Below are 13,750 nucleotides of genomic sequence, written 5' to 3' on the forward strand. Positions count from 1 at the left end.
TTCCCCCTCACTCCGCGGCGGCCCGGTCGACCCCGGCCTCGGCATCCTGGCGGACCCGACGGCCGGTCAGCCGGACCACCGCCACCGGCTGCACCGTGTAGTCCGGCGCGATCTCGGCATAGGACAGCACCATCGCCTCGACCTGGTTGCGGGCCAGGGTCTGGCGCAGGAAGCGGCGGGTGTCGAGCGCGGGCAGGATCACCGGCGGCCGGCCGCCGGCCACGACCCGGCCGAGATGGCCGCGAATGGTGTCGACCAGCTCCTCGGCCTGGCCTTCGGGCAGGGCGAGATAGGCGCCGACCGTGGTCTGCCGGATCGACTGGCGCAGCACCTCCTCGGCGCCGCGGTCGAGGATCAGCGCGTGGATGACCTTCCGCTCGTCGGCATGGGCGTGGCAGATCTGCCGCTTCAGCCCGCCGCGGACATACTCGGTCAGCAGGATCACGTCCTGCTCCTTCTGTCCCCACTCGGCCAGCGTCTCCAGCACCAGCCGGTGGTTGCGCAGCGAGATGCCCTCCTCCAGCAGCCGGCGGAACACGTCGGCGACCTGGTTGACCGACAGGTGGCGCTGCGCCTCGCGCACCAGGTCGCCGCGCGTCGCCTCGATGCCCTTGAGGAAGGCCTGGGTCTCCTGGATGCCGAGGAAATGCGGGGCGTAGCGGCGCAGCGCCCGGGTCAGCGCCTCGGCCACGATCTCCTCCGCCGTCGCGTGGCCGATGCCGGCCTCGGCCAGCGTCGGCTCGTGCCGGGCGTCGATCCAGTGCTGGACCACGCCGCCGGGGCCCTCGCCGGTGTCGGCGGCGAGGCCCAGGAGGTCGAGATGCATCGGGTCGTCGCGCAGCAGGATCCGGCCCGGCCGCGCCGTTCCGGCCTCGACCGGCACCCCGTCGATGTCGATCCGGAAGCCGTCCGGCGGCAGCGTGCCGCCCGGCCCGACGCGGCCGACCGGGAACGGCACGCCCAGCCGCTGCTCCAGCTCCTCCGCCGCGTCCCGCGCCAGCCGCTCGGCCGTGCCGCGGCCCAGCCCGGCCATCAGGTCGGGACCGAAATGCAGCGTCACCGTCTCGTCCGCCGCCACCTCGGGGACCTCTTCCTCCGCGGCCCCGGCCTCGCGCAGCGCGCGGCGCCGGCGCAGCATCACGCCGCCGGCCATCGCCGCGGCGATGGCGAGGAAGATCAGGGTCGGGAAACCCGGGATGAAGCCGAGCAGCGCGACCACGCCTGCCGCCATCAGCAGCGCCGTCGGGTTGGCGCCGATCTGGTGGGCGATGTCGGCGCCCAGGTTGCGGCTGTCCGACGTGGTGACGCGGGTGACGATGGTGCCGGAGGTGATGGCGACGAACAGGGCCGGGATCTGCGACACCAGCCCGTCGCCGATGGTCAGCAGCGAATAGACGTGCATCGCCTGGCCCAGCGACATGCCGTGCTGCAGCATGCCGACGGCGAGGCCGCCGATCAGGTTGACCGCGACGATGATCAGGCCGGCGATGGCATCGCCCTTCACGAACTTCATGGCGCCGTCCATGGCGCCGTAGAGCTGGCTTTCCTTCTCCAGCGTCTGCCGCCGGCGCGTCGCCTCGGCCAGGTCGATGTCGCCGGCGCGCAGCTCGCCGTCGATGCTCATCTGCTTGCCGGGCAGGGCGTCGAGGGTGAAGCGGGCCGCGACCTCGGCCACGCGCTCGGCCCCCTTCACCACCACCACGAACTGGACCACCGTGATGATCAGGAAGATCACCAGGCCGATCGCCAGGCTGCCGCCGATGACGAACTCGCCGAAGGTCTGGATGATCGCCCCGGCGTCGGCGTCCATCAGGATCAGGCGGGTGACGCCGATCGACAGCGCCAGGCGGAACACCGTGGCGATCAGGATCACCGACGGCAGCACCGACAGCTCGAGCGGGCTGCGCAGATAGACCGCCACCATCAGCAGCAGGACCGCGAAGGTCATGTTGCAGGCGATCAGCGCGTCGACCAGCAGCGTCGGCAGCGGCAGGATCATCAGCAGGATGGTGGCCACCAGAAGGGCCACGATCATCAGGTCCTGCCGCCCCGCGGCGGCGGCCAGGGCCGTCTGCCAGCGTCCGCGCGCGGTCATGCCGCCACCCGCCGGTCGGGGGCGTCGAGATAGTCGCGGAAGGCGCGGCGCGCCGCCTCGATTTCGCCGAGTTGGTGCAGCGCCCGGCTGCGCAGCAGGTGGCGGGCCGCGGCCGGCGGCTCCGCCCGGTCGAGCCGGTCGAGAATCTCGATCGCATGGGCCGGGCGGCCGGCCGCAAGTAGGGCGACGGCGAGCGCGCGCAGTGCCGCCGGATCGGCCTCGCCGTCGCGGGGGGCCAGCAGCACCGCGAGCGCCGGCGCCCGCCGGTTCTGGCCGTGCTGCAGATAGTCGTAGACGAGGCGATGCAGGGTGTCGCGCGGGGCTGGCGTCATCCAGTCCCCCGCCGATCAGGTCGTTCAGCCGGGCGCGCAGCAGGTCGTGCTTGCGCAACTCCTGCAGCAGCACGGCGGTGCCCCAGCGGGCCAGCCGATCGTCCGGCGCCTCCGCCTGCAGCAGGTCCAGGATGTCGGCCAGGGTCTCGGCTTGGTCGCCGGGCGTGGCGTGGATCGCCCCGGCCGTGGCGGGTCGGATGTAGTCCAGCACCTCCTCGCGCAGCCGCGAGGCGCGGTCGCGACGGCCGCGCGCGGCCCCGGCCCGGCGCGGCGCCGGTGCGCCGACGGCGGTGACCGGGCGCCCGGCGACGGCGTCGGGCTGCGGGCCGGGCCGGACGCCGTCGAGCGGCTCGGTGCGTGGCTGGATCGTCGTCATCTCGATTCCCCCTCCCCCGGCATCCGGCTACGGCTTGGCGGGGTCGGTCAGGACCATCACGAAGGTCTGCCCGGCCCGGCTGCGCAGGGTGACGGCATCGGCCCGGATCGTGTCGACCGACCAGCCGCCGCCGAGATCCGCTCCTTCGAAGTATTTCGAGCCGGTGTGGGTGATCAGATAGGGGTTGTCGCCGGTCCACACCGCCTGGATCACCAGCTCGGGGGCGCCGCTGCCCGCCCCGGTCGTCACCTCCGACGCCAGCAGGGCAGAGGAGGCGAAGGTCCGGTCGAACCAGGCCTGGATCTCGCGCCACTGCGCCATCTCGGCTGGCGACAGCCGGCCGGAGGCGACGATGCGGCTGCCCTTCGCGTCCAGGGTGATGTCGCCGAGGCCGGCCGCGTCGATCCGCGCCTGCAGCGCCTCCTGCGGGGTCTGCTGCCGCGGCACCACCGGCGCCAGCGCCGCGGTCTGCACCGCCGGCTTCCCGGCCTCGGGCGCCGCCGCCTGGTCGACGGCGCGTCCGTCGGAGCCGCCGCCGGCCCCGCCGGAGGACAGCGCGATGCCGGACAGGCCGCCCAGGATCACCAGCAGTGCGGCGGTCACGGTGACGGCGCGCAGGCGCGATCCGCCGACGGTCGCCTCCACCGGGCTGCGCAGCACGATGCGCGAGGACCCCAGCGTCAGCTCGGCCGGGAGCGGCAGGGTCGCAGTGCCGCCGGGCTCCAGCAGCCCGGTCCGTCCCGGCACGGTCATGGTGCCGGCCAGGGGCTCGATCCGCACGCGATGGCGGTCGATGTCGATCAGCGCGTGGACCGGGGCCAGCGCCTCGTCGGCGAGCACAATGTCGGATTCGAGGCCATTGCCGACCCGGTAGGCGGCTGGCGCCAGCTTCTGGACCGTGCCGGCGTTCGGTCCCTCGAGCACGAACAGGGTGACCGAGGGGGATTGCGGGAAGAGCCGCTGGATCGGCCCCGAAAGGGGGCTGTCAGAGATGAACGCCTTGAACTTCGAGAGCATGGCCCACCCCACGAGGCGCTCTGATCATTGGCGAAAGCGAGCGCGGCCGAGGCCGGCCGCGCTCGCCATACTGACAGCGATGAATCTCAAGGAACCGGAGCGACGTCCGGGCTCAGCCCTTGCGGGCCGCTTCCATGAGCGCCTGGGACCACTTGTCGATCTTCTGCGACTTCTGAAGATCCTGGGCGGCTTCGATCGAGTCCTTGATGTTCTGCGCGCGGATCTCGGCGTTGGCCTGCCTCAACTCAGCCGCCGGATCGCTACCGGAAGTCGATGCCATGACACACTCCTCCTTGTGCAATGCTCAAGTTGTACAAAGTTGAACACGACCCGTGCAGGCCTGGAGTTCTGACTTGGCACACCGATTCACCGAACCCTTCCGGCGTCCGGGCCAAACAATCCTACGGTCCCGCCACCTTGGCCAACACGACCCGGATGGACGGTTCGATGCCAAGGCCTGCCCACCACCTCGAAACTACTATCCGACTATGCGACAAACCGCCGTGAGGTCAAGCACTTCAATGTCTCAGTGCATTCAGATTTCGACCTCTTGCCTGTTCAACAAAACTTTAACAAAAAGCAGGGAACCCTGCCGACAGTCTAAGCGTTTAGGTCTGCTTGAGATCTGCACGATCCACGGCCCGTTTCAAGCGGCCCAGGTGTTTGGATTGGCTTTTGCACCTCCGGCTATGCAGCGTTATAAAGACCGGCGGCGGGTCGACGATCGCGGACATATCGGCGGGAAGTCTTGATGCGGGTGGGGATGGCGATCAGGACGAGAGGGCTGACAGGAGTATTGTCCGACAAGACTCGGCAATGCACCGTCGCGCTCGCGCTCGCCGCCCTGCTCCCCCAGGCGGCTGGATCGGCGGCGGCGCAACAGCCCGCGCCCCCGGCCGTCGTGACGGCGCCCCCAGCCCCCGCCCCGACCGTCGCCGCGACGCCCGTCTCGCCCGACCTCGCCGCTGCCGAGAACCGCCGTGTCCTGCCCTGGCCGGACAAGCCCTATCCCTATGTCGTCCTGGACCAGGATGTGCGCGACGTGCTGGCCGCCTTCGGCAGCAATCTCGACGTGCCTGTCAAGGTCAGCGACACGGTGTCGGGGCGGGTGCGCGGCCGGCTGCCGGAGCTGACGCCGCAGAAGCTGCTCGACCACCCGGCCGCCAGCTTCGGCCTGCAATGGTACTATGACGGCCAAGTGCTGTACGTGACCACGGTCGAGGAGGCGGTGTCGGAGATGCTGCCGCTCGGCACCATCCGGTTCGAGGAGCTGCAGGCGTCGCTCGCCAGCCTGAGGCTCGACGATCCCCGCTTCCCGCCGCGGCCGCTGGCCAGCGCCAATGTCGCGCTGGTGTCGGGGCCGCCCCGCTACGTCGCCCTGGTCAAGGAGACCATGCAGGCGCTGCAGCAGGCCTACCAGTTCCAGACCACGATCGTGCGCGGCCGCACCGGGAAGCCCGGATCATGACCCCGCCGCGACGCAGACCGACCAGACCCGTTCCATGAGCCGAGGCTGATCCCATGGTTGTCATCTCGCCCCCCATTCTCCAGGCGCCGGCGCTGATCGAACCCAAGGCCGCGGTGACGCCTGTCGCCCTGCCGCTGGATCAGAAGGCGGCGAACGTCTTCGACTACGCCCTGCCGCTGCAGCCGGCGCACAAATCGGTCGCCGATTATGCGCCGAGCCTGAAGGCCCGGCTGCTGGCGAACCCGGCGGCGATGGGCGACCAGCTGCTCAACTCGCTGCAGCAGTTCCACAAGGACACCATGGCCCTCGGCACCAGGTTGGACGAGCCGGCGCCCGCCGTGGCGACGCAGGCTTCGGCGACGGTCCCGGGCGCGGGCCGGCCGGGGCTGCAGCCGGGGCCGGCCGCGGCGCAGCCGGCGCAGCAGGCGGCGCCCCAGATCGACTACCGGGGGCAGATGCGAGAGCTGCGGCAGGCGTCGATCGAGTTCAACAACGGCGTGCTCCGCACCACGCTCGTCACCACCGCCTCCAAGCAGCTGGGCAACGTTCCGGAAACCCTGCTGCGCGGATAGCCGCGGCTGCCGTCCCGGCGGATGCCCGACAGGATCTCAGAAAGGTCGACCGGAATTGCTGAAGCCCTTCGCGTTCGCCGCGCTGCTGCTGCTCGCCGCCTGCAAGGTCGAACTCTACAGCGGCCTGCAGGAGCGCGAGGCCAACGAGATGGTGGCGATCCTGCTGCACCAGGGCATCCCGGCCGAGCGTGAGATCACCAAGGACCGCGGGCTCGTCGTCTCGGTCGAGGAGGACCGCTTCGCCGACGCGGTCGACGTGCTGCGCCGCAACGGCTACCCGCGCGAGCGCTATGCCAAGATCCCGGACCTGTTCAAGGGCGAGGGGCTGGTCTCCTCGCCGGTGGAGGAGCAGGCGCGGCTGATCTATGCGCTGAGCCAGGAGCTGTCGAGCACGATCTCGGAGATCGACGGGGTCTATTCCGCCCGGGTCCATGTGGTGCTGCCGGACAGCGAGGGGCTGAAGGCCGCCGCCACCCCCTCCTCCGCCTCGGTGGTGATCCGGCACCGCGCCGATGTCGACCTGTCGAAGCTGACGCCCGAGATCAAGATGCTGGTGGCGAACGGCATCAAGGGCCTGCTGTACGAGAACGTCTCGGTCGTGTTCCTGCCGACCGCCCCGGAGGCGGCGACACCGCCGATCACCGACCCGCTGACCAATGTCGCCGGCTTCTGGGTGCACCGGTCCAGCGCGCCGTGGCTGCAGGGGCTGCTGGCCGTGGTCGCCGCGGCCGTGGTCGCCGCCGCCGGCACCGTCGGCTGGCGGATCTGGCGCCGCCGCGGCGCCGCCGCGCCGGCGGCGGCCGAATGAACGGCACGGCCGAGGAGAGGCTGGCCCTCCGGCGCTTCGACCGGGCGGTGGCGCTGCACGCCCATCCGGCGCAGCTGGGCCGCGCCTTTCCGGGCCTGACGGAGGCGGCGGCCCGGCGGCTGCTCGACACCCGCCGGATCCAGCCGCGCCTGTCGGCGCTGCTGCGTCGCCGCCTGGGCCTCGCGCCCTGCGACGCCGCGGACTGGCAGGGCGATGTCGTCCGCATCGCCGCCTTCGCTCCGGCCGATCTGGACCGTGCGATCGCGCATGCCGGCGCCGCGGCCCTGGCGCCGCGGCTGCGCACCATCGTCCTCGGCGCCGAGATCCGCCGCGCCGCCGGCCTGATCGGCGCCGACGCCTACGCCTTCGGCCTCGGCCACAAGGGCCCCGTCCCGGCGCTGGCCGGGCTGGAGTCGAGGCCGGTCGAGGAGGCGGTCGACCGGGCCGGCCTGCTGTGCCTCGCGGCCTGGTGCGGCGAGGCGCCCCCGGCCGTGGGCGAAAGGCTGCGCCTGCGTCTGGCGCCGCAGCGGTGGCCGGACGGCGGGCTGCCGCCGGCCGAGCGGCCCCGCGCCGCCGCCCTGTTCGCGGCCGCGGCCCGAGCGGTGGCGCCCCATGGCTGAGCCCCTGCGCCCGGCCTTCCGCCGCGGCGGCGCGGTCCTGAAGGCCGAATCGCTGGGCCAATGGCGGGATGCGCGGCGATACCTGGCCGAGGCCGAGGCCCATGCCGGGCGCCTGCGGGCCGAGGCCGACGCCGCCTTCGCCGCCGAGCGCGAGCGCGGCCATGCCGAGGGGCTGGCCGCCGCACGGGAGGAGGCCGCGGCGCTGGTGGCCGCGACCGGGCTGCAGATCGACCGCTACCTCGCCGGGCTGGACCAGACCCTGGCCGATCTGGTGCAGGAGACGATCGAGCGCATCCTCGGCCGCTTCGATCGGCGCGACCTGCTGCTGCAGGCGGTCGACCACGCGCTGCGCCAGGCCCGGCTGGACCACGCGGCGACGCTGCGGGTGGCGCCGGACATGGTCGAGGCGCTGCGCGGCCGGCTGGCCGACCCGGCGCTGGCCGATATCGGCCGCCGGGTCACCGTCGAATCCGACCCCGGCCTGGCCGCCGACACCTGCGTGATGGTGACGAAGTACGGCCATGTCGAGCTGGGCATCGACGCCCAGCTGCGCGCCCTGCGCGACGCGCTGCGCCGCACCGGCCCGGGCGAGACGGCGGCATGAGCCCGGACGCCTTGCCCCGCCCCGTCCCCGGCCTGCAGCTGCGGGCCGACCCGCTGCAGGCGCTGCGCCGGCGGCTGGAGGAGGCCGATCCGCGCCCGGTCAAGGGCCGGGTGGTGAAGGCGATCGGCGTCACCGTCCATGCCGAGATCAACGATGCCCGCCTGGGCGAGATCTGCGAGCTGCGCGACCCGCAGACCGGCCACAGCATCCTGGCCGAGGTGGTCGGGCTGGTCGATGGCGCCGCGGTGCTGACGCCGATCGGCAGCCTGCAGGGCCTGTCGACCCGGACCGAGGCGATCCCGACCGGCCGGGCCCTCAGGCTCGGCGTCGGCCCGGCCCTGCTGGGCCGGGTGCTGGACAGCCTGGGCCGGCCGCTCGATGTCGCCGAGCGCGGGCCGCTCGACACCGACAGCACCTATCCGCTGCATGCCGAGGCGCCGCCGGCGCTGCTGCGGCCGCTGATCAGCCGGCCGATGCCGCTGGGCATCCGCGCCATCGACGGGCTCCTCACCTGCGGCGAGGGCCAGCGCATCGGCATTTACGGGTCGCCCGGCACCGGCAAATCCTCGCTGCTGGCCCAGATCGTCAAGGGCGCCGAGGCCGACGCCATCGTCATCGGCCTGATCGGAGAGCGCGGCCGCGAGGTGCGCGAGTTCATCGACCGCCATCTGGGGCCGGAAGCGCTGCGCCGGGCGGTGATCGTCACCGCCACCTCCGACCGGCCGGCGATCGAGCGCGTCAAGGCCGCCTTTGTCGCCACCGCCATTGCCGAGTATTTCCGCGACCGGGGCCTACGCGTCGCCCTCCTGATGGACAGCATCACCCGCTTCGCCCGCGCCGTGCGCGAGATCGGACTGGCCGCCGGCGAGCCGCCGACCCGGCGCGGCTTCCCGCCCTCCTTCTTCGCCATGCTGCCGCGCCTGCTGGAACGCGCCGGGCCGGCGGCGACGGGCTCGATCACCGGCTTCTACACCGTGCTGGTCGAAGGCGACGCGGAGACCGACCCGATCGCCGACGAGACCCGCGGCCTGCTGGACGGGCACATCGTGCTGTCGCAGGCCCTGGCCAGCGCCGGGCATTTCCCGGCGATCGACGTGCTGGCCAGCCGCAGCCGGGTGATGGAGGCGGTGATCGACGCCGGCCATCGCCGCGCCGCGGGGCAGATGCGCCGGCTGATGGCCAAGCACGCCGACATCGAGCTGCTGCTGCAGGTCGGCGAATACCGGGCCGGCGCCGACGCCCTGGCCGACGAGGCAGTGGCCAAGATCGGCGACATCCGGCGCTTCCTGCAGCAGGATTTCGAGGAGGCGGCGACCTTCGCCCAGACCCGCGAGCAGCTGGAGCGGCTGAGCCGATGAAGCCCGATGCTCTCGATAAACTCCGCAAGCTGCGGCGTGACCGGGAAAAGCTGGCGGTGGAGTCGCTGGGCCGCGAGCGAACCGCCTTGACCGCGGCCGAGGCGCGGGAGCGCCAGGCCGAGGCCGACCGCGACGCCTATGAGGCGCATCGCACGGCGCAGGAGAGCCGGCTCTACGCCGCGGCGCTGGAAAGGCCGGCCGTGGTCGACGCGCTGGAGCGGCTGGGCGACCGGGTGTCGGAGTTCGCCGCCGGATCCCGGCGCCAGGACGCCGCCGTGCGGGAGCGCCGGGCCGAGACCAGCCGGGCCGAGACCGACACCGATGCGGCGCGCGAGGCCTGGCGGCAGCGGCGGCGGGACGCCGACCGGCTGGACCGGCTGGCCGAGCGCCGCGGCGTCGCCCGGCGCAAGGCCGCCGAGATCCGCGACGACGTCGCCGCCGAGGACGAGGCCAGCCTGACTCCGTCCGGAGGCCGATCATGACCGCCGCCGCGCCGCCGGCATGGATCCGGGCGGCGGATCCGCTGGCCTCCGGCCCCGCCGCCCGCCCCTACGACCCGCCGCGGCTGACCCGCGGGCAGGCTGCCGACGCCAACGCCGTCGCCCGGCGCTGCACGCCCGTGCCGGTCCGGATCGGCGGGCTGGAGATCGAGGCGCCGCTCGCGATCACCCCGATCCTCGCCCCGTCCGATGCCAACGGCATCGCGGTCACCCTGCGCCTCGGCTCCGGCCGCCTGACGCTGCTGGTGCCGGCGCTGCTGGTCGAGCAGGCGCTGGCGGACATCGCCGGGCTGCCGGCCGCCGAGCTGGAGCCGGAGCTGGCGGCGCTGCTGCTGGAAGCCGCGGCATCCGATGTGCTGCCGCTGCTGGAAGCGGCGGCCGGAGAGCCGATCGCGATCGAGAGCGTCGGGCCGGCGGCGGCTCCGGCCGCCGCGCCCGCCTTCCGCTGCGCCGTCGCCGTTCGCCACGCCTTCGCCGAGACGGCGCTGCATCTCGCCGCCGACGCGGCCGCCCGCCCGGCGCTGCGCCGCCTGATCGACGCCGCCCCGCCCCTGCCCGCGCCCTGCGCCGGCCTGCCGGTGCCGCTGACCGTCCGCATCGGCGCGGTGCGCCTGAGCCTGGCCGAGCTCGGGGAGCTCGAGCCCGGCGACGTGGTCTTTCCGGATGTCGCCTGCCCGCCCGGCGAGGCGCTGGTGGTCTATGGCGAGGGCTGGTCGCATGCGGCGAGGCACGACCGCGGCACGGTCACGGTCGCGGGGTCGCGCCGGCCCCTGGCCCTGCAGGATGGAGGAGGATGGATGGCGGATCCCGACAGCGACGCGGCGCCGCCGCCGGCGGAGCGGCTGGCCGAGCTCCCGGTGACGCTGGTGTTCGAGCTGGGGCGCAGCGAGCTGCCGCTGGCCGCGGTGCAGGGCCTGGCCCCCGGCGCGGTCATCCCGCTCGGCCGCGACCCGGGCGAGGCGGTCGACATCGTCGCCAACGGCCGGCGCATCGGCCGCGGCGAGATCGTGCGGATCGAGGACGAGCTGGGCGTGCGCGTGGTGCGGCTGTTCGGCGATGAATGAGGCGCAGCCCGATGTCCTGCCGCTGCTGGGCATCGTCACGCTGGTCGGGCTGGTGCCGTTCCTCGTCGTCACCCTGACCGCCTTCCTGAAGATCTCGGTGGTCATGCTGCTGCTGCGCAATGCGCTCGGCATCCAGCAGACGCCGCCGAACATGGTGCTGTACGGCATCGCCCTGATGCTGACGATCTACATCACCGGGCCGGTGATCGCCGAGGTCTACGCCCGGGTCAGCGACCCGGCGCTCAGGCTGCGCAGCATCCAGGACTGGCAGGCGGTGATGCAGTCGGCGATCGAGCCGGTGCGGGCCTATCTGATGCGCTTCACCGACCCGGCGGAGCGCGACTTCCTGCTGTCCGCCACCGCCCGCGTGTGGCCGCAGGAGGCCAGCGCCGCGGCGACGCCGAACGACATGGTCATCCTGATCCCGTCCTTCGTCATCTCCGAGCTGACCCGGGCCTTCGAGATCGGCTTCCTCCTGTACCTGCCCTTCATCGTCATCGACCTGATCGTCTCGGCGATCCTGATGGCGATGGGCATGATGATGGTGTCGCCGCTGGCCATCTCGGTGCCGTTCAAGCTGTTCCTGTTCGTCATGGTCGACGGCTGGTCGCGCCTGCTGCACGGCCTGATCCTGAGCTACAGCTGAGGCGGCGATGGAGTGCGGGTTTTCCCCTTCCCTGTCATTGCCGGGCTTGACCCGGCAATCCAGAAGGTCTCGGCATCCTCTGGATGCCCGGGTCAAGCCCGGGCATGACAACAGGGTGGGAGCCGCCATGCCGGAGGCGATGCGCCCATGAACCAGGCGACGATCTCGCATCTGCTGCAGGAGGCGCTGACCCTCACCCTCCTTCTGTCCTTGCCGGCGCTCGCCATCGCCGCCGCGGTCGGCCTCCTCGTCGGCCTGCTGCAGGCGGTGACGCAGATCCAGGACCAGACCCTGCCGATGGCGATCAAGGTGATCGCCGTGGTGCTGGCCCTGGTGCTGCTGGGCCCGATGCTGGCCAGCCCGCTGGTGCGCTACACCGACCGGATCTTCGCCGACTTCCCGGCGATCACCCGGGGCACGGTGCCGGCGGAATCCGGGCAGCGCTGATGATCGAATCGTTCCGGCTTCTGGCAGAGCTGGTCGGGCCCTACTTCACCGCCATCTCGGTCGCGATCGCCCGTGCCGTCGGGCTGGCTGCGGTGCTGCCGATCTTCTCCTGGCTCGGCCTCACCGGCCTCCTGCGCAACGCGGTGGTCATCGCCATCGCCCTGCCGATGGTGTCGCAGGTGACGTCCGAGCTAGCGGTGCTGACGCCGCTGCAGCCCGGCCAGGTGCTGATGCTGACGGCCAAGGAGGCGGTGATCGGCATCCTGCTGGGCCTGCTGTTCGGCCTGCCCTTCTGGGCGGTCGAGGCGGCTGGTGAGCTGATCGACATGCAGCGCGGCGTCAACGGCGCCTATCTGCTCGACCCCAACGCCTCGGGCCAGGCCTCGCCGGTCGGCACGCTGTTCGTCCTGGTGCTGCTGGCCCTGTTCTTCGCCGGCAACGGCTTCGGCGTGATGGCCGAGGCCCTCTACACCAGCTACGCCCTGTGGCCGGTGACCGAGCTGCTGCCGCCCTTCACCGGCGAGACGCCGACGCTGCTGCTGGGCCTGCTCGACCAGGTGGTCCGGCTCGGCCTGCTGCTGGCCGTGCCGCTGGTGATCGTGATGCTGCTGGCCGACATCGCGCTGGCCGTGATCGGCCGCATGGCCCCGCAGCTCAACGTCTTCGACCTGTCGCTGTCGGTGAAGTCGGCGGCGCTGGTGCTGGTGCTCCCGATCTACGCCATCTTCCTGGTGCCCTATTTCAACGACAGCCTGGGCTCGATCCGCGGCGTGCTCGACCTCGCCCGGACGGTGCTGCCGTGAGCCAGACCAGCGAAGACAAGAGCCTGCCCGCCAGCGCCAAGAAGCTGGCGGATGCCCGGCGCAAGGGCCAGGTGGCGCACAGCCGCGACCTGGTCACGGTGGTCGCGCTGGTCGCCGGCTTCCTCTATCTCGGGGTCGAAGGGCCGGCGATCATGGAGGCGTTCCGCGCCATCCTGACCGAACCGATCGCCCTGACCGCCAAGCCGTTCGACCAGAGCTACACGATCATCCCGACCCTGCTGGCGCTGGCCGCCCGGATCGTGGCCCCGCTGGTGCTGGTCATCATCGTCGCCAGCGTCGTCGCCAATGTCGGCTTCCTGCGCGGCATCCCCTTCTCGCTCGACCCGCTGGTGCCGCGCGGCGACAAGATCAACCCGGTCACCGGCTTCCAGCGGCTGTTCAGCCTGCGCAACCTGCTGGAATTCGTGAAAGCGGTGGTGAAGGCCTGCACGCTGATCGGGGTGATCGGGCTGCTCGCCCTCGGCGCCCTGCGCGCGGTGCTGGTGACGCCGCAATGCGGCCGCGACTGCATCGGCCTGGTGCTGGTGGCGACGCTGAAGCCGGTGCTGATCGGCATCATCGCGGTGCTGCTGGTCTTCGCCCTGATCGACATGGTGCTGCAGCGCTGGCTGTTCCAGCGCGACCAGCGGATGACCCGCAGCGAGATGAAGCGCGAGCGCAAGGAGCAGGAGGGCGATCCGCATATCCGCAGCACCCGGCGGCAGCTGCATCGCGGCCTGGCCCGCGGCGAGGGCCGGTCGTCCGCGCCGACGCTGTTCGTCACCGACGGCGAGGTCACCGTCGGCATCCGCTTCGTTGCCGGCGAGACGGCGGTGCCGATGCTGGTCAGCAAGTCGTTCAAGGGCGGCATGGCCAACGTGCCGGTGGAGACGGCGCCCCTGCTGGCGCGGCAGCTGCACGCCGACGGCAAGATCGGCGAAGCCGTTCCGACCGAGCATTTCGACGCCCTGGCCCGCATCCTGTTGCGGCTCGGCGCAGTGTGAGTCCCCCGCCCTCCCCCGTCCTGCGCTAAAATCCGC

Annotated in this window: 16 protein-coding genes; 12 read left to right on the plus strand and 4 right to left on the minus strand. The window is 72.3% G+C overall.

The features are described 5' to 3' along the window. Positions 1 to 7: 7 nt before the first annotated feature. The 4 genes from sctV to LG391_RS15800 form a co-directional block, all read right to left on the minus strand. Positions 8 to 2,095: a type III secretion system export apparatus subunit SctV gene (gene sctV / locus LG391_RS15785; RefSeq protein WP_225768947.1), complete on the minus strand. Its 2,088-nt coding sequence runs from the start codon at positions 2,093 to 2,095 to the stop codon at positions 8 to 10. Further along, on the minus strand, positions 2,092 to 2,427 hold the full coding sequence (locus LG391_RS15790) for a hypothetical protein (RefSeq protein WP_225768948.1): 336 nt from the start codon (positions 2,425 to 2,427) through the stop codon (positions 2,092 to 2,094). Before LG391_RS15790 ends, sctV begins: the two co-directional genes overlap by 4 nt. A gap of 403 nt (positions 2,428 to 2,830) precedes the next feature. Continuing rightward, positions 2,831 to 3,820 (minus strand): FHA domain-containing protein, encoded by a 990-nt coding sequence (locus tag LG391_RS15795; RefSeq protein WP_225768949.1) that lies wholly within the window; start codon positions 3,818 to 3,820, stop codon positions 2,831 to 2,833. Positions 3,821 to 3,932: 112 nt separating this feature from the next. After that, positions 3,933 to 4,100, minus strand: a complete 168-nt coding sequence (locus LG391_RS15800; RefSeq protein ID WP_225768950.1) for a hypothetical protein — start codon at positions 4,098 to 4,100, stop codon at positions 3,933 to 3,935. A 516-nt stretch (positions 4,101 to 4,616) separates the two neighbouring features. Here LG391_RS15800 and LG391_RS15805 point away from each other — a divergent pair. The 12 genes from LG391_RS15805 to LG391_RS15860 all read left to right on the plus strand — a co-directional run bounded on the left by LG391_RS15805 (position 4,617) and on the right by LG391_RS15860 (position 13,714). Next, on the plus strand, positions 4,617 to 5,288 hold the full coding sequence (locus LG391_RS15805) for a secretin N-terminal domain-containing protein (protein WP_225768951.1): 672 nt from the start codon (positions 4,617 to 4,619) through the stop codon (positions 5,286 to 5,288). 53 nt (positions 5,289 to 5,341) lie between these two features. After that, positions 5,342 to 5,860, plus strand: a complete 519-nt coding sequence (locus LG391_RS15810) for a hypothetical protein (RefSeq protein WP_225768952.1) — start codon at positions 5,342 to 5,344, stop codon at positions 5,858 to 5,860. Positions 5,861 to 5,915: 55 nt separating this feature from the next. Then, positions 5,916 to 6,668, plus strand: a complete 753-nt coding sequence (gene sctJ, locus LG391_RS15815; protein WP_225768953.1) for a type III secretion system inner membrane ring lipoprotein SctJ — start codon at positions 5,916 to 5,918, stop codon at positions 6,666 to 6,668. Further along, positions 6,665 to 7,288 carry a SctK family type III secretion system sorting platform protein gene (locus LG391_RS15820; RefSeq protein WP_225768954.1) on the plus strand — a complete coding sequence of 208 codons (624 nt, stop codon included), beginning with the start codon at positions 6,665 to 6,667 and terminating at the stop codon, positions 7,286 to 7,288. The genes sctJ and LG391_RS15820 overlap by 4 nt, the downstream gene beginning before the upstream one ends. Next, positions 7,281 to 7,892: a type III secretion system stator protein SctL gene (sctL, locus tag LG391_RS15825; RefSeq protein ID WP_225768955.1), complete on the plus strand. Its 612-nt coding sequence runs from the start codon at positions 7,281 to 7,283 to the stop codon at positions 7,890 to 7,892. The genes LG391_RS15820 and sctL overlap by 8 nt, the downstream gene beginning before the upstream one ends. Beyond that, positions 7,889 to 9,250, plus strand: coding sequence for a FliI/YscN family ATPase (locus LG391_RS15830; RefSeq protein ID WP_255646642.1), 1,362 nt, complete (start codon positions 7,889 to 7,891; stop codon positions 9,248 to 9,250). Before sctL ends, LG391_RS15830 begins: the two co-directional genes overlap by 4 nt. Further along, on the plus strand, positions 9,247 to 9,732 hold the full coding sequence (locus LG391_RS15835; RefSeq protein WP_225768956.1) for a YscO family type III secretion system apparatus protein: 486 nt from the start codon (positions 9,247 to 9,249) through the stop codon (positions 9,730 to 9,732). Before LG391_RS15830 ends, LG391_RS15835 begins: the two co-directional genes overlap by 4 nt. Beyond that, complete coding sequence (gene sctQ / locus LG391_RS15840; RefSeq protein WP_225768957.1) at positions 9,729 to 10,814, plus strand: type III secretion system cytoplasmic ring protein SctQ; 1,086 nt, start codon at positions 9,729 to 9,731, stop codon at positions 10,812 to 10,814. Before LG391_RS15835 ends, sctQ begins: the two co-directional genes overlap by 4 nt. Beyond that, on the plus strand, positions 10,807 to 11,460 hold the full coding sequence (sctR, locus tag LG391_RS15845; protein ID WP_225768958.1) for a type III secretion system export apparatus subunit SctR: 654 nt from the start codon (positions 10,807 to 10,809) through the stop codon (positions 11,458 to 11,460). Before sctQ ends, sctR begins: the two co-directional genes overlap by 8 nt. A gap of 147 nt (positions 11,461 to 11,607) precedes the next feature. Next, the gene (sctS, locus tag LG391_RS15850; RefSeq protein ID WP_225768959.1) at positions 11,608 to 11,907 is read left to right on the plus strand and encodes a type III secretion system export apparatus subunit SctS; all 300 of its coding nucleotides are present in this window, start codon (positions 11,608 to 11,610) and stop codon (positions 11,905 to 11,907) included. After that, positions 11,907 to 12,710: a type III secretion system export apparatus subunit SctT gene (gene sctT, locus LG391_RS15855; protein WP_225768960.1), complete on the plus strand. Its 804-nt coding sequence runs from the start codon at positions 11,907 to 11,909 to the stop codon at positions 12,708 to 12,710. The genes sctS and sctT overlap by 1 nt, the downstream gene beginning before the upstream one ends. Beyond that, entirely contained in the window at positions 12,707 to 13,714 is a 1,008-nt protein-coding gene (locus tag LG391_RS15860; RefSeq protein WP_225768961.1) for an EscU/YscU/HrcU family type III secretion system export apparatus switch protein, read from the plus strand. The genes sctT and LG391_RS15860 overlap by 4 nt, the downstream gene beginning before the upstream one ends. The last annotated feature ends 36 nt before the right edge of the window (positions 13,715 to 13,750 follow it).

It is taken from the genome of Inquilinus sp. Marseille-Q2685 (genome assembly GCF_916619195.1).
GTDB lineage: Bacteria > Pseudomonadota > Alphaproteobacteria > DSM-16000 > Inquilinaceae > Inquilinus.

Excerpts from the sequence above, each read along its gene's own strand:
- sctV (WP_225768947.1), bottom strand. The coding sequence starts at position 2,095 with ATGACCGCGCGCGGACGCTGGCAGACGGCCCTGGCCGCCGCCGCGGGG.
- LG391_RS15790 (WP_225768948.1), bottom strand. The coding sequence starts at position 2,427 with ATGACGCCAGCCCCGCGCGACACCCTGCATCGCCTCGTCTACGACTAT.
- LG391_RS15795 (WP_225768949.1), bottom strand. The coding sequence starts at position 3,820 with ATGCTCTCGAAGTTCAAGGCGTTCATCTCTGACAGCCCCCTTTCGGGG.
- LG391_RS15800 (WP_225768950.1), bottom strand. The coding sequence starts at position 4,100 with ATGGCATCGACTTCCGGTAGCGATCCGGCGGCTGAGTTGAGGCAGGCC.
- LG391_RS15810 (WP_225768952.1), top strand. The coding sequence starts at position 5,342 with ATGGTTGTCATCTCGCCCCCCATTCTCCAGGCGCCGGCGCTGATCGAA.
- LG391_RS15820 (WP_225768954.1), top strand. The coding sequence starts at position 6,665 with ATGAACGGCACGGCCGAGGAGAGGCTGGCCCTCCGGCGCTTCGACCGG.
- sctL (WP_225768955.1), top strand. The coding sequence starts at position 7,281 with ATGGCTGAGCCCCTGCGCCCGGCCTTCCGCCGCGGCGGCGCGGTCCTG.
- LG391_RS15830 (WP_255646642.1), top strand. The coding sequence starts at position 7,889 with ATGAGCCCGGACGCCTTGCCCCGCCCCGTCCCCGGCCTGCAGCTGCGG.
- LG391_RS15835 (WP_225768956.1), top strand. The coding sequence starts at position 9,247 with ATGAAGCCCGATGCTCTCGATAAACTCCGCAAGCTGCGGCGTGACCGG.
- sctQ (WP_225768957.1), top strand. The coding sequence starts at position 9,729 with ATGACCGCCGCCGCGCCGCCGGCATGGATCCGGGCGGCGGATCCGCTG.
- sctR (WP_225768958.1), top strand. The coding sequence starts at position 10,807 with ATGAATGAGGCGCAGCCCGATGTCCTGCCGCTGCTGGGCATCGTCACG.
- sctS (WP_225768959.1), top strand. The coding sequence starts at position 11,608 with ATGAACCAGGCGACGATCTCGCATCTGCTGCAGGAGGCGCTGACCCTC.
- sctT (WP_225768960.1), top strand. The coding sequence starts at position 11,907 with ATGATCGAATCGTTCCGGCTTCTGGCAGAGCTGGTCGGGCCCTACTTC.